This is a genomic window from Bacillus basilensis (assembly GCF_050630465.1).
Lineage (GTDB): Bacteria > Bacillota > Bacilli > Bacillales > Bacillaceae_G > Bacillus_A > Bacillus_A basilensis.
In genome coordinates, this window is record NZ_JBNTQO010000011.1 from 18,575 (window position 1) to 43,572 (window position 24,998).

Sequence of the window (24,998 nt, forward strand, 5' to 3'; positions counted from 1 at the left end):
GGAAAATGCTAATTTAAATAATAGCATATAAAATAGGAACATTTTTACTATAAGAATTACTTTTTAAAAAAAAGCACAACATTACAATTTACCATTGTAGCGTTGCGCTTTTTATTCTTTTTATCCCTCTTATAGAGGATAATTCATGTATGAATTGCAACATTGCTAAATCTTTCTGTTTACTTTCAATCATAATATCGAAATTATGATTGTTTTTTTTAGCAATGTGTAAGAAAGGCTTAATAAACTCTAAATCAATATATTCAGCGTGAGCCCTAAATTCTTTTTTGGATTTAGGGGAGGAAATGTGAACTTTAGGAGGGATATTTGTATGTGACCAAGTTTCAAAAATTGCAGGAAGTAACACTTCTAGCGGTTCCTCGCAAAGGTTTGCCATGTGATGATGATAATCAAATACGAAAGGGATCTTTTCTTTTTGGCAAATAGATAAAGTTTCAGCAGTTGTATATGTTTTATCATCGTTTTCAAGTGTCATTTGCTTTTTTATATGTGCAGGAAGTTTTTTTATGTTTTCATGGAAACGTCCAATTGCTTTTTCTTTATTTCCATAGGCACCACCTACATGGATGTTAATATAAGAAGTATCTGCAATTCCTATTGCATCTAATACCTTATAATGATAGGTCATATCTGTAATAGCGTTAGTTGTAATATGTGGCTTGTCGCTTGTGAATAGGGTAAATTGATTTGGATGAAAACTTACTCGTAAATTGTGTTCTTTAATTAATGCCCCGATTTTACGCCAAAGCGGTGTAAATGTCCCGATATAATCAAACTCGACTTCGGGATGTGTTGCAAGCGGGACAATGGAAGATGACATGCGATATAATGGGATTTCATGCGCTATATTGTAATGAAGAATACGTATTGTATGCTCAAGATTCTGCCTTGTAACATCGTATAATTTATCTTCTCGCTCTTGTTTACTGAGCTTTTGAAAGCTTGTAAATGTCATCGTTTTAGCCGGAGAACAGTTCCAGAGTGCCATTGCATGTGAGACATATCCGAACCGCATAATCATAATGAATACACCTCTTTTATTTATAGGAAGAAAGCAAGTATCGTTCCTATCCATTCTTTTCCTCTATCAATAAGAGAAAGTGGGCTAACATCTTCAAAGGAAAGTAATGACGCGTTTTCTAGATCTTCATGGAATTTGCTTTTTACTGCTTGTATAAAATGTTTATCATATAAAATGCAGTTGATTTCATGGTTAATATATAAACTTCTCATATCAAAGTTTGCAGTTCCGATATCACAAATATAATCATCCACTATAATAACTTTAGCGTGAAAAAAACCTTGTTGAAATGCGTAAATATTACACCCGGCTCGTATTAACTTTCGGCAATATGGGAACTTCGCTTCTCGAACAAGGGCGTGATCAGCTTTTTCTGGAACGAGAATCGTAATTTGAACCCCACGTTTGCGTGCTTTTAATAATGCATTCATAATTTTTTTTCCCGGAATGAAATAGGGTGTACCGATAAAGAGTTCCTTTTTTGCCCCTTCAATTAAATGTAAAAAAGTATGTTGTAAATACGCACCATCAGTCGGAATAAATTGATGTTGGATAGTGCCGGGTTGCTGTTTCGGAAAATAAAGAGAAGCATTCAATAAATTTTGGTTTGTATCATCAAACCAGTCATGTAAAAATTGTTTTTGTAAATCTTGTACTCCTTCGCCTGTAAGACGTAAATGATAGTCTCTCCATAATCCTAATCGTTCATTATGTCCCAAATACTCTTCACCAATATTAAATCCTCCGATATAACCAATTTTTCCGTCAATGACTGTAATTTTTCTATGGTTTCTTTGATTTGCAGAGAAGAAAGGGAAAGGAAACTTTACTTTGTGACAAAATGAAAAAGAGATACCATGTTTTTGCAGGGAGCGAATTGCCTCGTTTGATAAATAGTGGCTTCCCAATCGATCGAGTAAAAGTCTTACTTCAATTCCTTCCTTTGCCTTATCGATCAGTAACTTTAAAAATTCACGACTGATTTTATCGTTTTTTACAATGAAGAACAAAACGTGCACATGGCGTTTCGCCTGTTTTATATCAGTAAATAGGGCGTCATACAAATCTTTTCCGTATGTATAAAGGTGAAAATCACTTTGACGTAAAGGGAAAGAACGAGAATGTACACGCTTTAAATGAACAATTCTCCCATAAGAAAGGTCGATTACAATCCACAGAGCACTGCCTATTAACAAGAGAGATAAGAAGAACATGAGTAAATTCCCTCCTTCACGGTCTTTTCACCATCAGTTGTGTATAAATCATACTTACACTTTATCCCGTTATTTGCGGGCTAATAATGAGTAGGGAATGAATAGCTTCTTACTCATTAAAGTTTCACTTTATAGTTTCACCGAAATAAACAGCTTTATGAAAAAATATGTTGTTGTATAACAAAAAACTGTTGACTGAATGCTCACTCATTATATAATAAAGGTAGGGGAAAAATTCAGAAAATTATATGTTTTCGAAGATTCTAAAAAAAGAAAGAGGGCTTACAAAGAGAGGGGTAGCATAAAAATGAATAGCTTACTGATCATTAATTGGCTGGCTGCCATTGCTGTTATTGCTTATGCGGGATATTTGTTTGTATATCTTATACGAACGAGGATGGCCTACATACAGTTAGGAAAAAAGATTGAATTTGACCGTCGTTTTAAAGAGCGTTGGGGTCTTCTTAAGGTCAATGTTTTCGGTCAAAAAAAGCTGCTGAAAGATAAGAAGAGCGGCATTATTCACGTTATGTTCTTTTACGGATTTATTCTTGTCCAATTTGGAGCAATTGACTTCGTTTGGAAAGGACTCGCACCAGGATCACATCTTCCACTTGGACCACTATACCCTGCATTTACATTCTTCCAGGAAATTGTCACACTTGTTATTTTAATTGCAGTCTTTTGGGCTTTTCATAGACGTTATGTCGAGAAGCTAGTTCGTTTAAAACGTAATTTCAAATCAGGCCTTGTTCTTATCTTTATTGGTGGCTTAATGATTTCTGTGCTACTCGGTAATGGGATGGGAATTATATGGCACGGCGAGGAGCTTTCATGGAGTGAACCAATCGCTTCTGCAATCGCTTACGTTTTCTCAGGGATAAATGAAACCGTAGCCATTTCTGTGTTCTATTTCTCTTGGTGGGTGCATCTATTAATTTTGTTAACGTTTTTAGTGTACGTACCACAATCAAAACACGCGCATTTAATTGCAGGACCAGCTAACGTATTCTTCGGTCGTCTTTCAAATCCAGGGAAACTTGAAAAAATTGACTTTGAAGATGAAACACAAGAAACATTTGGTGTCGGTAAAATTGAAGACTTTAGACAAAATCAGCTTATTGATTTATACGCTTGCGTAGAGTGTGGTCGTTGTACAAATATGTGTCCGGCAACAGGAACAGGAAAAATGTTATCGCCGATGGATTTAATTTTAAAACTTCGCGATCATTTAACTGATAAAGGAGCGGCTATAACGTCAAAAGCACCGTGGGTTCCAGTAGTTGCTTTTAATAATACACAAGGAAATCAGTTAGCGATGATGGCAGCTGGGAAAGGGCAGCAAGAATCAGCAGCTACAGCACTCGCTTACGATCCGAGTTTAATCGGAGATGTTATTACAGAAGAAGAGATTTGGGCATGTACAACTTGCCGTAACTGTGAAGACCAGTGTCCGGTTATGAATGAGCATGTTGACAAAATTATTGATTTACGCCGCTATCTCGTTTTAACAGAAGGAAAGATGGACGCGGAAGCGCAGCGTGCGATGACGAACATCGAGCGTCAAGGGAATCCGTGGGGTCTAAACCGTAAAGAGCGTGAAACATGGCGCCAAGGTGACGATGAAGTAACAGTTCCAACTGTAAAAGAAAAATCGAAAGCTGGCGAGGAGTTTGAATATTTATTCTGGGTTGGTTCGATGGGATCATACGACAATCGTAGTCAAAAGATTGCGATATCGTTTGCAAAGTTAATGAACGAGGCAGGCATTTCATTCGCGATTCTCGGTAATAAAGAAAAGAACTCTGGAGATACACCGCGCCGCCTTGGAAATGAATTTGTATTCCAAGAGATGGCGACAAAGAATATTGAAGAATTTGAAAAAGCAGGAGTGAAGAAAATCGTTACGATTGACCCTCATGCTTATAACACATTTAAAAATGAGTATCCAGACTTTGGCTTGCAAGCAGAAGTCTATCATCATACAGAACTGTTAGCTCAGTGGGTGAAAGAAGGACGTTTAAAACCTGTTCACGCTATTGAGGAAACAGTTACGTACCATGATTCCTGTTATTTAGGAAGATACAACGAAGTATATGAAGCACCACGTGATATTTTGAAAGCGATTCCTGGCGTGAATCTTGTGGAAATGGCACGTAATCGTGAAACGGGAATGTGTTGTGGCGCAGGTGGTGGCTTAATGTGGATGGAGGAAACAGCAGGTTCTCGTATTAACGTTGCTCGTACAGAACAAGCATTAGCTGTGCAACCATCCATTATCGGTACAGGTTGTCCATATTGCTTAACGATGATTAGTGATGGGACGAAAGCGAAAGAGGTAGAAGAGAAGGTTCAAACTCTTGATGTAACAGAGATTTTAGAACGCTCTGTTATCGGACAGAAGAAAGAAGCAATGTAATCTGCAAGCATGTATACAAATTTAGAGAGAGGTGCAATGATTGCACCTCTTCTCAACGTAAGAATACCGAGCGAGCGCTCAGCGCTAATAAAAAAATGGGGGAAATAGACATGAGTAAAACAGTTATTTTAAGTGCTGCAAGAACACCGGTTGGGAAATTTGGAGGATCTTTAAAAGACGTAAAAGCAACAGAACTTGGAGGAATTGCGATTAAAGCGGCGCTTGAAAGAGCAAATGTTTCTGCTAGTGATGTTGAGGAGGTTATATTCGGAACGGTTATTCAAGGCGGACAGGGGCAAATTCCATCGCGTCAAGCTGCGAGAGCTGCTGGAATCCCTTGGGAAGTGCAGACGGAAACAGTGAATAAAGTTTGTGCTTCAGGGCTTCGTGCGGTTACGTTAGCGGATCAAATTATTCGTACTGGTGATCAATCACTGATTGTAGCTGGTGGAATGGAATCAATGAGTAACAGTCCTTACATTTTGCGTGGGGCAAGATGGGGATACAGAATGGGTAACAACGAAGTTATCGATTTAAACGTGGCAGACGGTTTAACATGCGCATTTTCAGGGATACACATGGGCGTTTATGGCGGAGAAGTTGCGAAGGAAGATGGGATCTCTCGCGAAGCGCAAGACGAATGGGCATATCGTAGCCATCAACGCGCGGTTTCAGCGCATAAAGAAGGACGTTTTGAAGAGGAAATTGTACCCGTAACAATTCCGCAAAGAAAAGGCGATCCTATTGTTGTTGCAAAGGATGAGGCACCGCGTGAAGATACAACGGTTGAAAAATTAGCGAAACTAAAACCTGTATTTGATAAGAAAGCGGCGGTGACGGCTGGTAATGCGCCAGGACTAAACGATGGTGGTGCTGCACTTGTACTAATGAGCGAAGACAGAGCGAAGCAAGAAGGAAGAAAGCCGTTAGCGACAATTTTGGCGCATACAGCAATTGCGGTGGAATCTAAAGATTTCCCAAGAACACCAGGTTATGCAATTAATGCATTGTTGAAAAAAACAGGCAAGACAATTGAAGACATTGATTTATTCGAGATTAATGAAGCATTTGCAGCGGTAGCGATTGCAAGTACAGAAATCGCAGGAATTGATCCGGAAAAACTGAATGTAAATGGCGGCGCAGTGGCAATGGGGCATCCGATTGGAGCAAGCGGTGCGCGCATTATCGTTACACTTATTCATGCACTGAAGCAGCGCGGCGGCGGAATTGGAATTGCTTCTATTTGTAGCGGTGGCGGTCAAGGCGATGCAGTGATGATTGAAGTTCACTAATTAAGATTAGAAGGTATATAGTTTATTAAAAATTAAGGGGGAAGAAGAAATGAGTGTACAAAAAATTGTTGTAATTGGTGCGGGACAAATGGGATCGGGAATCGCGCAAGTATGTGCAATGGCAGGATATGATGTGAAGGTACAAGATTTAAAACAAGAGCAATTAGATAGAGGATTGACTATCATTACGAAAAACTTAGCGCGCCAAGTAGAAAAGGGACGCATGAAGGAAGAAGAGAAGGAAGCGACATTAAATCGTCTTACAGTAACGCTTGATTTAGATTGTGTGAAGGAAGCGGATCTTATTATTGAAGCAGCTGTTGAGAAAATGGATATTAAAAAGAAAATCTTTGCGAATTTAGATGAAATTGCTCCAGAACACGCAATTTTAGCGACAAATACGTCATCTCTGCCAATTACAGAAATTGCAGCAGTAACGAAACGTCCGGAAAAGGTAATCGGTATGCACTTTATGAATCCTGTTCCAGTTATGAAGCTTGTTGAAATTATTCGTGGTTTGGCTACAGATGATGCCGTATATGAAACGATTGAAGATATTACGAAGAAAATTGGGAAAGTACCAGTTGAAGTAAATGATTTCCCAGGGTTTGTATCGAACCGTATTTTATTACCGATGATTAACGAAGCAATCTATACGCTATATGAAGGTGTAGCGACGAAAGAAGCGATTGATGAAGTGATGAAACTCGGTATGAATCACCCGATGGGTCCTTTAACGCTCGCTGATTTTATCGGTTTAGATACATGTTTATACATTATGGAAGTGTTGCATGAAGGCTTAGGTGATAGTAAATATCGCCCATGTCCATTACTACGTAAGTACGTAAACGCAGGATGGTTAGGACGTAAAACAGGTCGTGGTTTCTACGTTTACGAATAAATCCCCCTTTGTTACAAAATAGTGGTCTTACCAAATTATTTAAAGGATATATAGCAAATGGAGGCGGAATATATGAACTTTCGTTTTAATGAAGAACAGCAAATGATGAGGAAAATGGTTCGAGATTTTGCACAGAAGGAAATTGCACCTTTTGTTCCTAGTATGGAACAAGGGGTGTTCCCAAAAGAGATTTTGCAGAAGATGGGTGAGCTTGGATTAATGGGAATTCCAGCGCCTGCAAAATACGGCGGCGCAGAAATGGATTTTATTTCGTATATTTTAGCAATTGAAGAAATTTCAAAGGTAAGTGCAACGGTAGGTGTAATTTTAGCTGTACATACGTCAGTTGGAATGAATCCGATTTTATATTTTGGAACAGAAGAACAGAAGCAGAAATATGTTTCTAAGCTTGCGACTGGTGAATATTTAGGTGCATTTGCATTAACAGAACCAAATGCAGGATCAGATGCAGGAAGTTTGAAATCAAGAGCTGTAAAGAAAGGCGATCATTACATTATTAATGGATCGAAAGTGTTCATTACAAATGGCGGTGAAGCAAGTACATATATTGTATTTGCTTCTACAAATCCTGAGGCAGGAAAGAGTGGGATTTCTGCATTCATAGTAGAGAAAGATACACCAGGCTTAATTATCGGCAAAGATGAGCATAAAATGGGACTTTTCGGTTCTCGCACAGTACAGCTTACGTTCGAGGATATGATAGTGCCGGCTGAGAATTTACTTGGTGAAGAAGGACAAGGATTTAAGGTAGCGATGGCGAATTTAGATGTTGGACGAATTGGAATTGGTGCACAGGCTTTAGGAATCGCTGAAGCGGCGCTTGCATGTGCAATTGATTATGCAAAAGAACGTGAGCAATTCGGAAAGCCAATTGCGGCGCAGCAAGGAATCGGATTCAAACTTGCAGATATGGCAACTAGTGTAGAAGCATCGCGATTACTCGTATATAGAGCAGCATCGCTAAGAGCACAAGGATTGCCATGCGGTAAAGAAGCATCTATTGCGAAATTATTCGCTTCTAAAACAGCCGTTGAAGTTGCGATTGAAGCGGTGCAAGTATTTGGTGGTTACGGTTATACGAAAGATTACCCAGTAGAAAGATTTTTCCGTGATGCGAAAATCACGCAAATATATGAGGGAACGAGTGAGATACAAAAACTTGTTATTAGTCGAGCTTTATAGAAGAACGAGGGGGAGACGGGAATGCATTTTAAACTATCCGAAGAACATGAAATGATCCGAAAAATGGTTCGGGATTTTGCTAAGAACGAAGTAGCACCGACAGCAGCTGAGCGTGATGAAGAAGAGAGATTTGATCGAGCGTTATTTGATCAAATGGCAGAGCTTGGCTTGACGGGTATTCCGTGGCCTGAAGAGTATGGTGGAATTGGAAGCGATTACTTAGCGTACGTAATTGCTATTGAAGAATTATCTCGCGTTTGTGCTTCGACAGGTGTAACACTGTCTGCGCATACTTCACTTGCTGGATGGCCGATTTTTAAATTTGGAACGGAAGAGCAAAAGCAAAAGTTTTTGCGACCGATGGCTGAAGGGAAGAAAATTGGCGCATACGGCTTAACGGAACCAAGTTCTGGATCGGATGCTGGTGGGATGAAGACAACAGCAAAAAGAGATGGAGATCATTACATTTTAAATGGATCGAAAATATTTATTACAAATGGCGGCATTGCTGATATTTATGTTGTTTTTGCGTTAACTGATCCTGAATCGAAGCAGCGTGGCACGAGCGCGTTTATTGTGGAAAGTGATACACCAGGATTTTCAGTTGGGAAGAAGGAAAGTAAGTTAGGGATTCGCTCTTCACCAACAACTGAAATTATGTTCGAAGATTGCCGTATTCCTATAGAGAATTTACTAGGGGAAGAAGGACAAGGGTTTAAGATAGCGATGCAAACATTAGATGGTGGCCGTAACGGTATTGCAGCGCAAGCGGTTGGTATTGCACAAGGTGCTTTAGATGCTTCCGTAGAATATGCAAGAGAGCGTCATCAGTTTGGGAAACCAATTGCGGCGCAGCAAGGAATTGGCTTTAAACTTGCAGATATGGCAACGGATGTGGAGGCGGCGCGTCTTCTAACATACCAAGCAGCTTGGCTTGAGTCGGAAGGGCTTCCGTACGGGAAAGAGTCAGCGATGTCAAAAGTATTTGCAGGCGATGCAGCAATGAAGGTGACGACTGAAGCAGTGCAAGTATTTGGTGGTTACGGTTATACGAAAGATTATCCAGTAGAGCGTTATATGCGAGATGCAAAGATTACACAAATATATGAAGGAACACAAGAAATTCAAAGGCTCGTAATTTCTCGTATGTTAACGAAGTAGGAGCAAAGGCGTAGGTATTTTCCTACGCTTTTTCCTTCCAAAAAATAATAGAGAGAGGTGAAGGGGATGGTTAAACATAATGTACATGCGTCCGTGAAAGATGAGAAATTAGTCGCGTTAAGGCGTGAACAAATGATTAAAGGTGCGGTGCAATTGTTTAAGCAAAAGGGATTCCCGCGTACAACAACGAGAGAGATTGCAAAGGCAGCTGGGTTTAGTATCGGAACACTTTATGAGTACATTCGCACAAAAGATGATGTTTTGTATTTGGTTTGTGATAGCATTTATGAACATGTAAAAGAAAGGTTAGAGGAAGTAGTTTGTACAGAGAAAGGGAGTATAGAAAGTCTAAAGGTAGCAATAACGAATTACTTTAAAGTGATGGACGAATTGCAGGAAGAAGTATTAATAATGTATCAAGAGGTACGCTTTTTACCGAAAGAATCACTCCCGTACGTATTAGAAAAGGAGTTTCAAATGGTAGGAATGTTCGAGAATATTTTAGAACAGTGTACGGAAAATGGAACATTTACATTAGATGAAAAAGAAATACAGCTTCTTGCACATAATATTTTTATACAAGGACAGATGTGGGGATTTAGACGTTGGGCGCTGCAAAAACTATATACGCTCGAAGAATATACAGAAATGCAAATTAGGTATGTGCTGCAAGGGGCCCATATGCTTCCGAAATAAGGAATGGATAAATTATAATTTTATTGCTATATAAAGTTTCCCGTTTTTTTTGTAGCATATTTGTGCGACTTTTGTTTATAATGAATAGTATGGATTTTTTTAAGCAGACCGTTATATATAAGGTTATATTTGAAGAAAGGAAGTGCCGCATAAGTGAATTTTAAGCAATATTCACCAGAAGAGCTAAAAGAATGTTCAATGATTGAAGTTGTACATAGCGTTTTAGGGGATAAAAGACAAGCAACGACATTCAACGAGTTGGTTCAAGAAATCGCTCAAGTGCTGGGACTATCTCAAGAGCAAGTTAATGCGAAACTCGCACAATTTTATACAGACTTAAACATCGATGGACGTTTCATTAATTTAGGAGAAAATCGTTGGGGGCTACGCAGCTGGTACCCATATGAGCAAATTGATGAAGAAATCTTGCCTCAACCAAAACCGAAGAAGAAACGTAAAGTTGAAGAAGACGGTTTTGACGACTACATTGAAGAAGAAGACTTCGACGATGCAGACGGAAATGTAGACGAAGATGATGATGTAGAAGATTTGGACAAGGTTCTTGAAGAAGAAGACGGAGACGACGATGATCTTGATGATTTAGATGAAGATGATGACGAAGACTTCGCTGAAGAAGAACTTGAGTATGATGAAACTGAAGAAGAAGAAGAGGAAGAGCTGTAGTTCTTGACTTTTCATTATCGTCCATGTAGAATCATTTTTGGGCTCTTTAAAAAAGGACGATAATACTTTTAAAGTGTAAATATAAAAGAAAATTGCTCCCTACTTATTACTTTATGTGATGAGGGGAGCAATTTTCTTTTTTGTTTTTTGTTTAGAATATAAAAAGAGTCTAACAATAAGATGGATACAGTGTTATCTACATACGTTGCGCTTTGCAACGGTGATTATATAACAGCAAAATAGAAGGGAGCTTTTTCATGACTAAGTATATTTTTGTAACAGGCGGTGTAGTATCGTCTCTAGGAAAAGGTATTACAGCAGCATCTCTTGGAAGACTTTTAAAAAATCGTGGTTTAAACGTAACTATTCAAAAGTTTGATCCATACATTAACGTAGACCCAGGGACTATGAGCCCATACCAACACGGTGAGGTATTCGTAACAGATGATGGTGCAGAAACTGACTTAGACCTTGGTCACTATGAGCGTTTCATCGACATCAACTTAAACAAATACAGCAATGTAACAACAGGTAAAATTTACTCTTCAGTTCTTCAAAAAGAGCGTCGTGGTGAATACCTAGGAGGAACAGTTCAAGTTATTCCTCACATTACTAACGAAATTAAAGAACGCGTATACCGTTCTGGTCGCGAAACAAACGCGGATGTTGTTATTACAGAAATCGGTGGAACTGTTGGTGATATCGAGTCTCTACCATTCTTAGAAGCAATTCGTCAAATTAAGAGCGACATTGGTCGTGACAATGTAATGTACATTCACTGTACGTTAATCCCGTATTTAAAAGCAGCGGGTGAAATGAAAACAAAACCAACACAACATAGTGTTAAAGAACTTCGTAGCTTAGGTATTCAACCAAACATTATCGTTGTTCGTACAGAACTGCCTGTTTCTCAAGATATGAAAGACAAGCTTGCATTATTCTGTGACATCGATACAAAAGCAGTTATCGAAGCTCGCGATGCAGATACTTTATATGCGGTTCCATTATCTCTTCAAGAACAAAACATGGACCAAATCGTTTGCGATCACTTGAAATTAGACAATCCAGCTGCAGATATGACAGAGTGGACTGCGCTAGTTGATAAAGTACGTAACCTTTCTAAGAAAACAAAAATCGCTCTTGTTGGTAAATACGTAGAGCTTCAAGATGCATACATTTCTGTTGTAGAAGCACTTCGTCATGCAGGTTACTCTTTCGATACAGATGTAGAAGTGAAATGGGTAAACGCTGAGCACGTAACAGCAGAGAACGTACAAGAATTAGTAGGAGACACAGATGGTATCCTTGTACCAGGTGGCTTCGGAGATCGTGGTGTAGAAGGTAAAATCGTTGCAATTCAATATGCTCGTGAAAACAAAGTTCCATTCTTAGGAATTTGCTTAGGTATGCAACTTGCATCAATTGAATTCGCACGTAACGTATTAGGATTAGAAGGAGCTAACTCTTCTGAGATTAATCCTGATACTCCGTATGCAATCATCGACTTATTACCAGAACAAAAAGATGTAGAAGACTTAGGTGGTACACTTCGTCTTGGTCTATATCCATGTAAGCTTGCTGAAGAAACAAATGCATACAATGCTTACAATGAGCCGGTTGTATATGAGCGTCATCGTCATCGTTATGAGTTCAACAATCAATTCCGTCCGGATATGGAAAAAGAAGGATTTGTATTCTCTGGTACAAGCCCAGACGGTCGTCTAGTTGAAATCATTGAATTAAAAGATCACCCTTGGTTCGTGGCAGCACAGTTCCACCCAGAACTAGTTTCTCGTCCAAACCGTCCACAACCATTGTTCCATGACTTCGTAAGAGCTTCTATTACGAATAAAGAGAGCAAGTAATAAAAAAAGCGCCTGAAATAGGGCGCTTTTTTTAATATTCATTTAACATTTCATCAATTGTAAATTTGATTCCGTGATATGCAAATAAAGCTATCATTAAGCTTGGGAATCCGTAGCGATTACCTTCATCGTCTGGAATAAGACCTTTTAACAACTTTGTATCAATATGTACATCTGTATATTGCTCTAGCGATTCAGTACCTTCTTGAATAGCAGAGATGCCGACAATAGAGTGTCCATTGGCTTGAAGTTTTTTGGCTATTGCTACAACTTCTTCATCTGTTGAAAAACGGCTGATAAGAAGTACACGATCTGCAGAAGTTACTTCTACTTCTTTACCATCTTCATATAATCGTTTTGCTTGCTTCATTGGTTCAGCACCGAATAGTGCTTCAGCAACAACGCCCTCCATTTCATTTGTACCATGTAAATAAATGAAACCTTCGCCAACTAATGCTTGAGCAAGTAGACGGGCGCTATCCTCTATATTCATTTCCTCTTTTTGAGAAACTCTGGAGAAATAACCACTTAATTGGGTTGAAAAAATTTTTAACATAATGTTACTCCCTTCGTACGTGTTTACCGGCTTTCATTATAGTTTATTTTTTTAGAAAGGTGAAATCGAAGGGTGGCATAACAAAATAGGAAACGGTAAAATAAGAAAGAATAGGAAGGAATTTGCCAAAGAATAGCGAAAATTAATCGTTAAGATATAAGAAGCTTTAAATCTTGTATTTACACAGAAAGGTTGGGAGTTATGGAAGGGAAAATTTTAATCGTTGATGATCAATATGGCATTCGTGTGTTATTACATGAAGTGTTCCAAAAAGAAGGTTATCAGACATTCCAAGCAGCGAATGGATTTCAAGCTTTAGATATCGTGAAAAAAGATAATCCGGATTTAGTAGTGTTAGATATGAAAATTCCAGGTATGGATGGTATAGAGATTTTAAAGCATGTAAAAGAAATTGATGAAAGTATTAAAGTGATTTTAATGACTGCTTATGGAGAGCTTGATATGATCCAAGAAGCAAAAGATTTAGGTGCTTTAATGCATTTTGCTAAACCATTTGATATTGATGAAATTCGTCAAGCGGTGAGAAATGAGCTCGCTGTAGAGGCATAAAAATGAATTTTTTATAAAAAATATGGAAAAAAGCGTTTACATGGACTATTGTGCAGGTGAATACGGTTGAGTTTTTGAGTACAAGTTGTTATCCTATTGAGTGTAGAAAAAAGTCCGGTATGTAGATATACATATTTTACCTTATTCTGGTCATACTACCAGCGATAAGAACTTATCGGATACAAAAAACGTTTTTTAGGAGGATTCACCATGCCTTTAGTTTCTATGAAAGAAATGCTAAACAAAGCACTAGAAGGAAAATACGCAGTTGGTCAATTCAACATGAACAACTTAGAGTGGACTCAAGCTATCTTAGCTGCTGCGGAAGAAGAAAAATCTCCTGTAATCCTAGGTGTATCTGAGGGTGCAGCTCGTCATATGACTGGTTTCAAAACAGTTGTAGCTATGGTTAAAGCTTTAATCGAAGAAATGAACATCTCTGTTCCTGTAGCGATTCACCTTGACCATGGTTCAAGCTTCGAAAAATGTAAAGAAGCAATCGATGCAGGTTTCACATCTGTAATGATCGACGCTTCTCACCACCCATTCGAAGAAAACGTTGAAACTACTAAAAAAGTAGTAGAATACGCACACGCTCGTAACGTATCTGTTGAAGCTGAGCTTGGAACAGTTGGCGGACAAGAAGACGACGTAATCGCTGAAGGCGTAATTTACGCTGATCCTGCAGAGTGTAAGCACCTTGTTGAAGCAACAGGTATCGATTGCCTAGCTCCAGCTTTAGGTTCTGTACACGGTCCTTACAAAGGTGAGCCTAACTTAGGATTCGCTGAAATGGAACAAGTTCGTGACTTCACTGGCGTACCTTTAGTATTACACGGTGGTACTGGTATCCCAACTGCTGATATCGTAAAAGCTATCTCTTTAGGTACTTCAAAAATTAACGTAAACACTGAGAACCAAATCGAGTTTACAAAAGCTGTTCGTGAAGTATTAAACAAAGACCAAGAAGTTTACGATCCTCGTAAATTTATTGGACCTGGCCGCGACGCTATTAAAGCAACTGTTGCTGGTAAAATGCGTGAGTTCGGTTCTAACGGTAAAGCGTAAGAATAAAATTCCGTTTTGGAAACCGTCTAGTCTTTTAGACGGTTTCCTTTCGTTGTATAATGAAAGCGTGAACAAGTCTAAAGATTTTATCATTTTTTTTTGAAATAGAAAATAATGAGCATAGTCCTATTAATAAATGTGATAACGTATCTAAATTGATAAAGTGAATTCGATGAATAGTTAATCTTTATCTATTCGTACTACAGGAGAAATGAAGATAATGGTTTCCTATTTATTGAGTTTTGGGATGGAAAAGTAATTGAGATTCTTAAGGGGAGCTTTCTATAAAAATATAGAAAGTAAATACATTCACAAGAAGGGAGCTCAATATGGAAAAATTGCTAATTGAAGGCGGAAGAGCTTTAAATGGAACAATTCGCGTGAGTGGTGCAAAGAACAGCGCCGTTGCACTAATTCCAGCGACAATTTTAGCAGATACTCCAGTAACTATTGGTGGTGTTCCTAATATTTCGGACGTGAAAATGTTAGGAGACTTACTAGAGGAAATTGGAGGAAGAGTAACTTATGGACAGGAGGAAGAGATGGTAGTCGATCCTTCTAACATGGTTGCAATGCCTTTACCAAACGGAAAAGTGAAAAAATTGCGTGCTTCTTATTATTTAATGGGTGCGATGCTTGGCCGTTTTAAAAAAGCTGTTATTGGGCTTCCGGGTGGATGTCATTTAGGACCGAGGCCAATTGATCAGCACATTAAAGGGTTTGAAGCGTTAGGTGCACATGTTACAAACGAACAAGGTGCTATCTATTTAAGAGCAGATGAACTACGCGGTGCACGTATTTATTTAGATGTTGTTAGTGTAGGAGCTACGATTAATATTATGCTAGCAGCTGTGCGCGCGAAAGGTAGAACTGTTATTGAAAACGCAGCAAAAGAACCAGAAATTATTGATGTAGCTACATTGTTAACAAGTATGGGTGCACGTATTAAAGGTGCTGGTACAGATGTAATCCGAATTGATGGTGTGGATTCACTGCATGGTTGTCATCATACGATCATTCCAGATCGTATTGAAGCGGGTACGTATATGATTTTAGGTGCTGCGTCAGGAGGAGAAGTGACAGTTGATAATGTTATTCCTCAGCATTTAGAGTCAGTTACGGCAAAGTTAAGAGAAGCTGGTGTCCAGGTTGAAACGAACGATGACCAAATTACAGTGAACGGTAATAGAAGGTTAAAAGTAGTTGATATAAAAACGCTTGTATATCCAGGTTTCCCAACAGACTTACAACAACCATTTACAACACTTTTAACAAAGGCGCATGGAACGGGTGTTGTAACGGATACGATTTACGGCGCGCGCTTTAAACACATTGATGAATTACGTCGTATGAATGCACAAATTAAAGTAGAAGGTCGTTCGGCAATTGTAACTGGTCCTGTTTTATTGCAAGGTGCAAAAGTGAAAGCAAGTGATTTACGAGCTGGAGCGGCTCTTGTTATTGCAGGGTTAATGGCGGATGGAATTACAGAAGTAACCGGACTTGAGCATATCGATCGAGGCTATGAAAATATAGTAGACAAGCTTAAAGGGCTTGGCGCAAACATTTGGCGAGAACAAATGACAAAGCAAGAAATTGAAGAGATGAAGAACGCATAAGTGATACTTCCGCAAGGGGGAAGCGAAGCATCACTACTTGCGGAAGTACACTTTATAGAAAAACACGGTTCACAAAATACGGCATAAATATAAAGACTTAAAGGAGAGGGATTATTGTGGAAAGAAGTTTATCTATGGAGTTAGTACGTGTAACAGAGGCTGCAGCTTTATCATCAGCGCGTTGGATGGGACGCGGGAAAAAGGATGAAGCAGACGGTGCAGCAACATCAGCTATGCGTGATGTATTTGATACAATTCCGATGAAAGGTACAGTTGTAATTGGTGAAGGTGAAATGGATGAAGCACCAATGCTATATATCGGAGAAAAATTAGGTACAGGATATGGTCCACGTGTAGACGTTGCAGTTGATCCTTTAGAAGGGACAAATATTGTGGCAGCTGGTGGATGGAATGCTCTTGCTGTTATTGCAATTGCAGATCACGGTAATTTGTTACATGCTCCTGACATGTACATGGATAAAATCGCGGTTGGCCCAGAAGCGGTTGGAGCAGTCGATATTGATGCGCCTATTATTGATAACCTACGTGCAGTTGCGAAAGCGAAGAATAAAGATATTGAAGATGTTGTAGCGACAGTTTTAAACCGTCCACGTCATCAAGCGATTATTGAAGAAATTCGTAAAGCTGGTGCTCGTATTAAATTGATTAATGATGGAGACGTAGCAGGTGCAATTAATACTGCATTCGATCGTACAGGTGTAGATATTTTATTCGGTTCTGGTGGTGCGCCTGAGGGTGTATTAGCAGCAGTTGCATTAAAATGTTTAGGCGGCGAGATTCACGGAAAACTATTACCACAAAACGACGCTGAATTGGAGCGTTGCAAAAAGATGGGTATAGAAGACATCAACCGTATCCTTCGCATGGAGGACTTAGTAAAAGGTGACGATGCAATCTTTGCAGCAACAGGCGTAACAGACGGAGAACTATTACGCGGCGTTCAATTTAAAGGTAGCGTAGGAACAACACAATCTCTTGTTATGCGTGCAAAATCAGGCACAGTACGCTTCGTAGATGGACGTCATAGCTTGAATAAAAAACCGAACTTGGTTATTAAATAAAGGGTGGAAGCGGCTCGTTCATAATCATAAATGGCCTATTTATCGCCATTTAAAATAGGGTGAGTAGAAAAAAGTAAGAAATATAAAAAGCGAAGACAAACTTTCTTGTCTTCGCTTCTTGTATTTGTGTTCCAACGTATTGATTAAAACTAGATAAAAGGGTTACAATAGTGAATATTACCCTACTTGAACTTATTGCCTTTCATTATTAATTATTTGCCTTCCGTATTTTTTCCCTTTACCCATGTGAAAAGAGAATAACGTTAAAGTGTGGTGTCTGAATGAATTTGTCAATTGCAGCATTAGAAAACATGAAATTAAAAGAGTTATACGAGCTTGCGAAAGAATTTAAGATTTCGTATTATAGCAAATTAACGAAAAAAGAGTTAATTTTTTCTATTTTGAAAGCTCGAGCAGAAAAAGAAGGTTTCTTCTTTATGGAAGGCGTATTAGAAATTATTCAATCAGAAGGATTTGGATTCCTACGTCCTATCAACTATTCTCCAAGCTCAGAAGATATTTATATCTCAGCTTCGCAAATTCGTCGTTTCGATTTACGTAATGGAGACAAAGTTTCTGGTAAAGTACGACCTCCGAAAGAAAATGAACGCTATTTTGGGTTATTACAAGTTGAAGCTGTAAACGGAGATGATCCAGATTCAGCAAAAGAGCGTGTGCATTTCCCTGCATTAACACCATTATACCCAGATCGCCAAATGAAGTTGGAAACGGAACCGAAAAAGTTACCGACACGCATCATGGATTTAATCGCACCAGTTGGATTTGGACAACGTGGTTTAATTGTCGCGCCTCCAAAGGCTGGTAAAACAAGTCTATTAAAAGAAATCGCACACAGTGTTACAACAAATCATCCGGAAGCTGAATTAATTGTACTTTTAATTGATGAGCGTCCAGAGGAAGTAACAGACATTGAACGTTCTGTTAAAGGAGATGTTGTAAGTTCTACTTTTGATGAAGTACCAGAAAATCATATTAAAGTAGCGGAACTTGTGTTAGAACGTGCAATGCGTCTTGTAGAGCACAAAAAAGATGTTATCATTTTAATGGATAGTATTACCCGTTTAGCGCGAGCTTACAACCTTGTTATTCCGCCAAGTGGTAGAACATTATCGGGTGGTATCGACCCAGCTGCCTTCCATAGACCGAAGCGCTTCTTCGGAGCTGCGCGTAATATTGAAGAAGGCGGTAGCTTAACTATTTTAGCAACAGCGCTTGTTGATACAGGGTCTCGTATGGACGATGTAATTTACGAAGAATTTAAAGGAACTGGAAATATGGAACTTCACTTAGATCGTTCATTAGCTGAGCGTCGTATCTTCCCGGCAATTGATATTCGTCGTTCTGGTACACGTAAAGAAGATCTATTAATTCCGAAAGAACATTTAGACAAGCTGTGGGGTATTCGTAAAACAATGCGTGATACACCAGACTTTGTTGAAAGTTTCTTACGTAAACTTCGTCAAACAAAAACAAATGAAGAATTTTTACAAAACATTGTTGCAGATTCGAAAAGATATGTAACAACTAAGTAAAGGGAAAAGATTGGGACTCGCTTATTTTGTGATAAGCGAGTTTTTTATGTTTTTTAGGTGATGTTAAAGAGATATGAGTGGAAGAATATTAGTTGATTATCGCCGGATGAGCTGCCTCCACTTTAAGTTAATATCCAGCTCCAGCGGCTAGAATGGTCGGTGGCTTCGCGTCTTCCTATGAGGCAAAAAGCGCCTCTACGTCAGAAGCTCCATCCCCCTCCCATTCTGAACGAGCCGCTTGCGCTTTTAAAATTAAAAAGACAAAAACAGGTAGTTGCAAAATGAAGTTAGCCTTGTTATAATTTCATCATATGTGTTTCATCAATATAGTTGTGTATGCAGCTGAAGATGAAAAACTCTGTTTCGAAAATGATTCAGGGCGGAAGGAGATGAAAAGAATGAAAGCAGGAATTCACCCAGATTACAAGAAAGTTGTATTCATGGACACAAACACAGGCTTCAAATTCTTAAGCGGATCTACTAAAGGATCTAACGAGACTGTTGAGTGGGAAGATGGTAACACTTATCCATTACTAAAAGTTGAGATCAGTTCTGATTCTCACCCATTCTACACTGGACGTCAGAAATTTGCTACTGCAGATGGACGCGTTGACCGCTTCAATAAGAAATACGGTATTAAGTAATAAAAACATAAAACAGGCAAGTGTATGTATTCGCTTGTCTGTTTTTTTTGCGAAAATATTATACCTTTACCCTACTTTTAACTAAAAAGTAGATGAAAGGAGAGCTTCATGTACTTAATAAATCAAAATGGCTGGATTGAAGTGATTTGCGGTAGTATGTTTTCTGGCAAATCAGAAGAGCTAATCCGTCGTGTGCGCCGTACGCAATTTGCAAAACAACATGCAATTGTATTTAAACCATGTATTGATAATCGTTATAGTGAAGAAGATGTTGTATCACATAACGGATTAAAGGTAAGAGCAGTTCCTGTTTCAGCTTCAAAGGATATATTTGAACATATTACAGAAGAGCTGGATGTTATTGCAATCGATGAGGTGCAATTTTTTGATGGGGACATTGTGGAAGTGGTGCAAGTATTAGCAAATCGTGGCTATCGTGTCATTGTAGCTGGTTTAGACCAAGATTTCCGTGGTCTACCATTTGGACAAGTTCCTCAGCTGATGGCGATTGCTGAACATGTAACAAAACTACAAGCAGTATGTTCTGTATGTGGATCTCCAGCAAGTCGTACACAACGATTAATTGATGGAGAGCCAGCGGCATTCGATGATCCGATTATTTTAGTTGGGGCTTCAGAATCATATGAACCACGTTGTCGTCATTGTCATGCAGTTCCTGCAAACAAAGATAAGTAAAACTCGCTGTGTAGGGCGGGTTTTTTTCAAAATAGAGAGAATGAGTGGTCAAGCCGCTTGCGCTTTTAAATATAATTTGCGTTTTTTTGAGTAAGTACCATATACTATTTGTATTAGATACTAGGATGTAGAGGTGAATGATGTGTTAGATCGTTTGCAAGCTGTAGAAGATCGTTATGAGAAGTTAAATGAATTGTTAAGTGATCCAGAGATTATTAGCGATACAAATAAGCTTCGTGAGTATTCAAAGGAACAATCTGATATACAAGATACGGTAGAGGTGTATCGTGAGTATAAAGATGTTCGTGAGCAATTAAAAGATGCAAAAGCAATGTTAGAGGATAAGTTAGACGCAGAAATGCGTGACATGGTAAAAGAAGAGGTTTCTGAGTTAGAAGCACAAGAAAAAACATTATCAGAGCGTCTGAAAATTTTACTTGTTCCAAAAGACCCTAATGATGATAAAAACGTTATCGTTGAGGTTCGTGGAGCTGCTGGTGGCGACGAGGCCGCTTTATTTGCTGGTGACTTATACCGTATGTATAGCCGCTATGCTGAGGTGCAAGGTTGGAAAACGGAGATTATCGAGGCTAGCTATACAGAATTAGGTGGATATAAAGAGATTATCTTTATGATTAACGGTAAAGGTGCTTTCGCGAAGCTGAAATTCGAGAATGGTGCTCACCGTGTACAACGTGTTCCTGAAACGGAATCTGGTGGACGTATTCATACATCTACAGCAACTGTAGCTGTATTACCAGAGGCAGAAGAAGTAGAAATTGACATTCATGAGAAAGACGTTCGTGTTGATACATTCGCGTCTAGTGGACCTGGTGGACAGAGCGTTAATACAACGATGTCAGCGGTACGTTTAACGCATTTACCGACTGGTGTAGTTGTATCATGTCAGGATGAGAAATCACAGATTAAGAATAAAGAAAAAGCGATGAAAGTATTACGCGCACGTGTTTATGATAAGTTTAGACAAGAAGCACAAGCTGAGTATGATCAAAACCGTAAACAAGCTGTTGGTACGGGTGATCGTTCAGAGCGTATTCGTACGTATAACTTCCCGCAAAACCGTGTTACAGACCATCGAATCGGTTTAACGATTCAAAAGCTAGATCAAATCTTACAAGGTAAGTTAGATGATTTCATCAATGCCTTAGTGATGGAAGATCAGGCTCAAAAGATGGAGGCAGCTGAGTAATGCGTGTCTATGAAGCCCTGAAATGGGCTTCTTCTTTTTTACAGGAAAATGGACGAGATGAAAATGCGGGAGAAATTGTCCTTTGTCATGTATTAAAGGTGAACAGAACAGGATTATTGATGAATATGCGTGAAGAAATAACTGTGGAACAAGAAACGAGTTTTACAGAGTTTATCCACAAGCATGTAGAAGGTATTCCGATTCAATATATGATTGGTTATGAAATGTTTTATGGACGATCGTTCTTTGTGAATGAAGAAGTATTAATACCAAGACCGGAAACAGAAGAGCTTATAGTGGGAGTATTAGAAAGAATCGAGCGCCATTTTGGTGATGAGAAACTACATGTAGCAGATATCGGTACAGGTAGCGGAGCGATTTCGATTACACTTGCTTTAGAAAATAAAAATCTTCATGTGTATACGGTAGATATTGCGCAGGAGTCGATTGAAGTTGCAAAAGAAAATGCAAAAACTTTGGATGCAGAAGTAACGTTCTATCACGGTGATTTATTATCGCCGTTTTATAAAACAGGTCAAAAGTTAGATGTTGTCGTTTCAAATCCTCCATATATACCGGAAGAGGATTGGCGTGGTCTATCTCCTGTTGTGAAAGAGCATGAGCCAAAGAGAGCGCTTGTTGGCGGTGAAGATGGATTAGATTTTTATCGCCGTTTTATGGAAGAATTGCCGAATGTGCTGCAGAAGAAAGCAATTGTGGCGTTTGAAATCGGAATAGGGCAAGGGGAAGATGTAAAGGCATTGTTACAACAAGCTTTCCCACATGCTCGTGTTGAGGTTGTTTTTGATATTAATGGAAAAGACCGTATGGTATTTGCAGAGATGGAGTAAGGTTCACACCTTACTCTATTTTTTTGTGGAAAAATTCATATAGATTTTGAATTTAATAGTTTAGAAAGATGAAAGTCTGTCCACACTGTTTGTAGAAGGGACGGTGGAGGAAATGAAAAAACAAGTTATTGCTTATCTTCTTCTATTATTAATTGGTGCACAGTTGCTTGTGCAGTTTGGATATATGAAAGCTGATGCGAAAGGGCCTTCAGTTATTCCGAAAGAGGCCGTTCGATTACGAATTTTAGCAAATAGTGATTCAGATAAAGATCAGGCGTTAAAGCGCAAAGTGCGTGATGAAGTAAAAACGCAAATTGATGGTTGGGTAGCGGATTTAACTTCATTTGAAGAGGCGCGTAAAGTCATTCAAAGTCATATTCCAGAAATCGAAAAAACAGTGGCCAATACGTTGAAAAAAGAAGGAAGTAAAGATTCATTTCAAGTGAAATTCAGTAAGAATGTAAAGTTTCCTACAAAGGTATATGGGAATTTTATTTATCCAGCAGGGGAATATGAGGCGGTATTGATTACAATTGGAGAAGGTGAAGGGGCGAACTGGTGGTGTGTATTATTTCCGCCGATGTGTTTCTTAGATTTTTCAAGTGGTACAGCTGTAAGGAAAGAAGAACATGTTGTGAAGGCTGAATCTCCTGAAGAGGAGCAGGTAAAACAAATAGATGAGGAAGTAGTAGATACAGAAGAGAAAAAAGAGGATGAGGTGAAAGAAAAGAAAGTTGTAAAGCAGGAAGTCGCAAAAAAAGTAACAGCTTCTGAAAAGAAAGTAGTAAAAAATGAAACGAAAGTAGAAGAACAATCTGTAAGTAAAGAGGAAACAAAAACTGTGGAAAAAGTGGAGAAACCTGTGGAACAAAAACAAGATAAACAAAATGAGTATGTAAAAATAGAGGAGGAAGAAGAAAAGCCGGAAGTTAAGTTGTTTATTGTAGAGGCTTTTACATCTTTATTCTCTAAATAGTACTATTAGTAGATCCCTTCTCATATATAAAAAAGAGGAGGGATTTACTATGAAGAAGGTATATTTTGCTACGAAAGCAGATGTGGAAAGATTGCATTCTTTTTTCGGACAAGCTAATAAAAAAGATGATAAAATAAATGAGTTGTACGCGCAATTTATGATTTTGGAAGAGGCGGAAGAAATACGGGCTGTCATTGGATATGAACAAAGTGAAGAAAACGCACTTATTCGTTCTTGTTTATTCACACCTAATGTGGATAAACAGACTTTCTTATATTTTTTTGAAATGTTTTTGCAGTATATGAAAGAAAAAAACATTCGACAATTGTACTTATTAACAAATCATCCACAATCTATAACGATCTTTCAGTTTTTTGACTTTGTTACTATAGAGAAAGAAAACGTACCAGAGGGAATTCGACAGTTAGAACACTTTTGTAAAAATATAAAAGAGCCAAATGCAATAATACTAAATTGTCAGCTATTCACAAAGTTATCCACGGATTAATTAGGTTTATCCACATTTTGTGGATAAACCTTGTTTGTCTTTTGGATAAATCTCATAGTAAACTAAAAATAGACAAGTATTTCAGGGTAGAAAAGGACGTGGGAAAAAATGCATACAAATATGTGGGTTGTGGATAATGTTGTGGAAAGAAAAAAATATTATCCACAGTTACAAGAAGCAGCAAAATTATTAAGGGAAAACGAGGCAATTGCCTTCCCTACAGAAACGGTATATGGATTAGGCGCAAACGCGATGAATGATGAAGCAATCGCGAAAATTTTTGAAGCGAAAGGAAGACCGAGTGATAATCCACTGATTGTCCACATCGGTACAAAATCTCAGTTAGATGGGATTGTGAAGGAAATTCCGCCAGTTGCAGAGAAGTTAATGGAGCATTTTTGGCCAGGCCCGTTAACAATTATTTTGCCTAGAAAAGAAGGAATTTCAGAGAAAGTGACGGCAGGACTTAATACAGTTGGAGTAAGAATGCCTGATCATCCAGTAGCGCTTGCTCTCATTGAGGAGGCAAATGTACCTGTTGCAGCACCGAGTGCGAATCGCTCTGGGCGTCCAAGTCCGACGCTAGCGTCTCACGTATATGAAGATTTAAATGAAAAAATCGCAGGTATTGTAGATGGTGGTGCAACAGGAGTTGGCGTCGAATCGACTGTAATTGATTGTACAAGCACTATTCCGACGATATTACGCCCAGGTGGAATTACGAAAGAACAATTGGAAGCGGTGATCGGTACGGTTTCTTTAGATCCGGCTTTAAAGGACGAGAAAGAAAAACCGAAATCACCCGGAATGAAATATACACATTATGCACCGAAAGCGCCACTTAGTATTGTTGAAGGGTCACGTGAGTTTATTCAGCACCTTGTGGATGAGAAGAAGGAAGAAGGATTCAAGGTGGGCGTATTAACGACAGAAGAGTATCAGCATATATATAGCGCGGATGTTGTATTATCTTGTGGTGTTCGAAGCGATTTAGCTAGCGTTGCGACTAAATTATATGATGTACTTAGAACGTTTGATGCAAGTGATGTGGATGTTATTTTTAGTGAATCATTCCCGGATGAAGGAATAGGAAATGCGATTATGAATCGCTTAACAAAAGCGGCAGGACATCAGATTATTACTGAATCATAAGGTACGATTAGCAAACAGAATATTTCTCCTCGGATA

At 38.7% G+C, this 24,998-nt stretch carries 22 protein-coding genes and 1 pseudogene; 20 read left to right on the plus strand and 3 right to left on the minus strand.

Translation table 11 applies throughout. The features are described from left to right. Window positions 1–88: 88 nt before the first annotated feature. The gene (gene uvsE, locus ACQVV1_RS19385; RefSeq protein WP_242254192.1) at window positions 89–1,042 is read right to left on the minus strand and encodes a UV DNA damage repair endonuclease UvsE; all 954 of its coding nucleotides are present in this window, start codon (window positions 1,040–1,042) and stop codon (window positions 89–91) included. Between the two features lie 20 nt (window positions 1,043–1,062). Then, the gene (cls, locus tag ACQVV1_RS19390) at window positions 1,063–2,256 is read right to left on the minus strand and encodes a cardiolipin synthase (protein ID WP_063222534.1); all 1,194 of its coding nucleotides are present in this window, start codon (window positions 2,254–2,256) and stop codon (window positions 1,063–1,065) included. 307 nt (window positions 2,257–2,563) lie between these two features. Between cls and ACQVV1_RS19395 the strand changes: the two genes are divergently transcribed. From ACQVV1_RS19395 to pyrG, 8 genes and pseudogenes are all read left to right on the plus strand, one after another. Continuing rightward, window positions 2,564–4,675, plus strand: coding sequence for a (Fe-S)-binding protein (locus tag ACQVV1_RS19395; RefSeq protein WP_431169393.1), 2,112 nt, complete (start codon window positions 2,564–2,566; stop codon window positions 4,673–4,675). A gap of 9 nt (window positions 4,676–4,684) precedes the next feature. Continuing rightward, a pseudogene (locus tag ACQVV1_RS19400) lies at window positions 4,685–5,967 on the plus strand (acetyl-CoA C-acetyltransferase). A 49-nt stretch (window positions 5,968–6,016) separates the two neighbouring features. Continuing rightward, window positions 6,017–6,868: a 3-hydroxybutyryl-CoA dehydrogenase gene (locus tag ACQVV1_RS19405; protein WP_275719173.1), complete on the plus strand. Its 852-nt coding sequence runs from the start codon at window positions 6,017–6,019 to the stop codon at window positions 6,866–6,868. Between the two features lie 72 nt (window positions 6,869–6,940). Then, a complete protein-coding gene (locus ACQVV1_RS19410; RefSeq protein WP_242254199.1) occupies window positions 6,941–8,071 on the plus strand; it encodes an acyl-CoA dehydrogenase in 1,131 nt (376 codons plus the stop codon). Window positions 8,072–8,092: 21 nt separating this feature from the next. Next, the gene (gene acdA / locus ACQVV1_RS19415; RefSeq protein WP_199678081.1) at window positions 8,093–9,232 is read left to right on the plus strand and encodes an acyl-CoA dehydrogenase AcdA; all 1,140 of its coding nucleotides are present in this window, start codon (window positions 8,093–8,095) and stop codon (window positions 9,230–9,232) included. A 66-nt stretch (window positions 9,233–9,298) separates the two neighbouring features. Then, window positions 9,299–9,928, plus strand: a complete 630-nt coding sequence (locus ACQVV1_RS19420) for a TetR/AcrR family transcriptional regulator (RefSeq protein WP_063222528.1) — start codon at window positions 9,299–9,301, stop codon at window positions 9,926–9,928. Window positions 9,929–10,081: 153 nt separating this feature from the next. Further along, window positions 10,082–10,612: a DNA-directed RNA polymerase subunit delta gene (gene rpoE / locus ACQVV1_RS19425; RefSeq protein ID WP_242254201.1), complete on the plus strand. Its 531-nt coding sequence runs from the start codon at window positions 10,082–10,084 to the stop codon at window positions 10,610–10,612. Window positions 10,613–10,869: 257 nt separating this feature from the next. Next, window positions 10,870–12,477, plus strand: coding sequence for a CTP synthase (pyrG, locus tag ACQVV1_RS19430; RefSeq protein WP_060632967.1), 1,608 nt, complete (start codon window positions 10,870–10,872; stop codon window positions 12,475–12,477). Between the two features lie 31 nt (window positions 12,478–12,508). On the opposite strand, the gene ACQVV1_RS19435 is transcribed toward pyrG, so the two are convergent. Beyond that, on the minus strand, window positions 12,509–13,033 hold the full coding sequence (locus ACQVV1_RS19435; protein WP_063222526.1) for a DUF2529 domain-containing protein: 525 nt from the start codon (window positions 13,031–13,033) through the stop codon (window positions 12,509–12,511). 201 nt (window positions 13,034–13,234) lie between these two features. On the opposite strand from ACQVV1_RS19435, the gene spo0F reads away from it, so the two are divergent. From spo0F to ACQVV1_RS19495, 12 genes are all read left to right on the plus strand, one after another. Beyond that, complete coding sequence (gene spo0F / locus ACQVV1_RS19440) at window positions 13,235–13,603, plus strand: sporulation initiation phosphotransferase Spo0F (RefSeq protein WP_000398594.1); 369 nt, start codon at window positions 13,235–13,237, stop codon at window positions 13,601–13,603. A 210-nt stretch (window positions 13,604–13,813) separates the two neighbouring features. Next, window positions 13,814–14,671 (plus strand): class II fructose-bisphosphate aldolase, encoded by an 858-nt coding sequence (locus tag ACQVV1_RS19445; RefSeq protein ID WP_001131847.1) that lies wholly within the window; start codon window positions 13,814–13,816, stop codon window positions 14,669–14,671. 329 nt (window positions 14,672–15,000) lie between these two features. Further along, window positions 15,001–16,290, plus strand: coding sequence for a UDP-N-acetylglucosamine 1-carboxyvinyltransferase (gene murA, locus ACQVV1_RS19450; RefSeq protein WP_000413263.1), 1,290 nt, complete (start codon window positions 15,001–15,003; stop codon window positions 16,288–16,290). Between the two features lie 116 nt (window positions 16,291–16,406). Beyond that, window positions 16,407–17,372, plus strand: a complete 966-nt coding sequence (gene glpX, locus ACQVV1_RS19455) for a class II fructose-bisphosphatase (protein ID WP_063222525.1) — start codon at window positions 16,407–16,409, stop codon at window positions 17,370–17,372. Between the two features lie 281 nt (window positions 17,373–17,653). Continuing rightward, window positions 17,654–18,925: a transcription termination factor Rho gene (gene rho, locus ACQVV1_RS19460; RefSeq protein ID WP_001053903.1), complete on the plus strand. Its 1,272-nt coding sequence runs from the start codon at window positions 17,654–17,656 to the stop codon at window positions 18,923–18,925. A gap of 398 nt (window positions 18,926–19,323) precedes the next feature. Then, window positions 19,324–19,569: a type B 50S ribosomal protein L31 gene (locus ACQVV1_RS19465; RefSeq protein ID WP_060632964.1), complete on the plus strand. Its 246-nt coding sequence runs from the start codon at window positions 19,324–19,326 to the stop codon at window positions 19,567–19,569. 108 nt (window positions 19,570–19,677) lie between these two features. Then, window positions 19,678–20,265: a thymidine kinase gene (locus ACQVV1_RS19470; protein ID WP_063222524.1), complete on the plus strand. Its 588-nt coding sequence runs from the start codon at window positions 19,678–19,680 to the stop codon at window positions 20,263–20,265. 142 nt (window positions 20,266–20,407) lie between these two features. After that, a complete protein-coding gene (prfA, locus tag ACQVV1_RS19475; RefSeq protein WP_063222548.1) occupies window positions 20,408–21,475 on the plus strand; it encodes a peptide chain release factor 1 in 1,068 nt (355 codons plus the stop codon). Beyond that, a complete protein-coding gene (gene prmC, locus ACQVV1_RS19480; protein WP_242254202.1) occupies window positions 21,475–22,326 on the plus strand; it encodes a peptide chain release factor N(5)-glutamine methyltransferase in 852 nt (283 codons plus the stop codon). The genes prfA and prmC overlap by 1 nt, the downstream gene beginning before the upstream one ends. A 112-nt stretch (window positions 22,327–22,438) precedes the next feature. Next, window positions 22,439–23,302 (plus strand): stage II sporulation protein R, encoded by an 864-nt coding sequence (gene spoIIR, locus ACQVV1_RS19485; protein WP_309259554.1) that lies wholly within the window; start codon window positions 22,439–22,441, stop codon window positions 23,300–23,302. A 49-nt stretch (window positions 23,303–23,351) separates the two neighbouring features. Further along, window positions 23,352–23,810: a GNAT family N-acetyltransferase gene (locus tag ACQVV1_RS19490; protein WP_000758435.1), complete on the plus strand. Its 459-nt coding sequence runs from the start codon at window positions 23,352–23,354 to the stop codon at window positions 23,808–23,810. Window positions 23,811–23,918: 108 nt separating this feature from the next. Beyond that, window positions 23,919–24,962, plus strand: a complete 1,044-nt coding sequence (locus ACQVV1_RS19495) for an L-threonylcarbamoyladenylate synthase (protein WP_242254204.1) — start codon at window positions 23,919–23,921, stop codon at window positions 24,960–24,962. The last annotated feature ends 36 nt before the right edge of the window (window positions 24,963–24,998 follow it).

Excerpts from the sequence above, each read along its gene's own strand:
- rho (WP_001053903.1), top strand. The coding sequence starts at position 17,654 with ATGAATTTGTCAATTGCAGCATTAGAAAACATGAAATTAAAAGAGTTA.
- ACQVV1_RS19445 (WP_001131847.1), top strand. The coding sequence starts at position 13,814 with ATGCCTTTAGTTTCTATGAAAGAAATGCTAAACAAAGCACTAGAAGGA.
- spoIIR (WP_309259554.1), top strand. The coding sequence starts at position 22,439 with ATGAAAAAACAAGTTATTGCTTATCTTCTTCTATTATTAATTGGTGCA.
- ACQVV1_RS19410 (WP_242254199.1), top strand. The coding sequence starts at position 6,941 with ATGAACTTTCGTTTTAATGAAGAACAGCAAATGATGAGGAAAATGGTT.
- ACQVV1_RS19465 (WP_060632964.1), top strand. The coding sequence starts at position 19,324 with ATGAAAGCAGGAATTCACCCAGATTACAAGAAAGTTGTATTCATGGAC.
- murA (WP_000413263.1), top strand. The coding sequence starts at position 15,001 with ATGGAAAAATTGCTAATTGAAGGCGGAAGAGCTTTAAATGGAACAATT.
- acdA (WP_199678081.1), top strand. The coding sequence starts at position 8,093 with ATGCATTTTAAACTATCCGAAGAACATGAAATGATCCGAAAAATGGTT.
- cls (WP_063222534.1), bottom strand. The coding sequence starts at position 2,256 with ATGTTCTTCTTATCTCTCTTGTTAATAGGCAGTGCTCTGTGGATTGTA.
- pyrG (WP_060632967.1), top strand. The coding sequence starts at position 10,870 with ATGACTAAGTATATTTTTGTAACAGGCGGTGTAGTATCGTCTCTAGGA.
- spo0F (WP_000398594.1), top strand. The coding sequence starts at position 13,235 with ATGGAAGGGAAAATTTTAATCGTTGATGATCAATATGGCATTCGTGTG.
- prmC (WP_242254202.1), top strand. The coding sequence starts at position 21,475 with ATGCGTGTCTATGAAGCCCTGAAATGGGCTTCTTCTTTTTTACAGGAA.
- ACQVV1_RS19470 (WP_063222524.1), top strand. The coding sequence starts at position 19,678 with ATGTACTTAATAAATCAAAATGGCTGGATTGAAGTGATTTGCGGTAGT.
- ACQVV1_RS19495 (WP_242254204.1), top strand. The coding sequence starts at position 23,919 with ATGCATACAAATATGTGGGTTGTGGATAATGTTGTGGAAAGAAAAAAA.
- ACQVV1_RS19435 (WP_063222526.1), bottom strand. The coding sequence starts at position 13,033 with ATGTTAAAAATTTTTTCAACCCAATTAAGTGGTTATTTCTCCAGAGTT.
- ACQVV1_RS19405 (WP_275719173.1), top strand. The coding sequence starts at position 6,017 with ATGAGTGTACAAAAAATTGTTGTAATTGGTGCGGGACAAATGGGATCG.
- ACQVV1_RS19420 (WP_063222528.1), top strand. The coding sequence starts at position 9,299 with ATGGTTAAACATAATGTACATGCGTCCGTGAAAGATGAGAAATTAGTC.
- ACQVV1_RS19490 (WP_000758435.1), top strand. The coding sequence starts at position 23,352 with ATGAAGAAGGTATATTTTGCTACGAAAGCAGATGTGGAAAGATTGCAT.
- ACQVV1_RS19395 (WP_431169393.1), top strand. The coding sequence starts at position 2,564 with ATGAATAGCTTACTGATCATTAATTGGCTGGCTGCCATTGCTGTTATT.
- uvsE (WP_242254192.1), bottom strand. The coding sequence starts at position 1,042 with ATGATTATGCGGTTCGGATATGTCTCACATGCAATGGCACTCTGGAAC.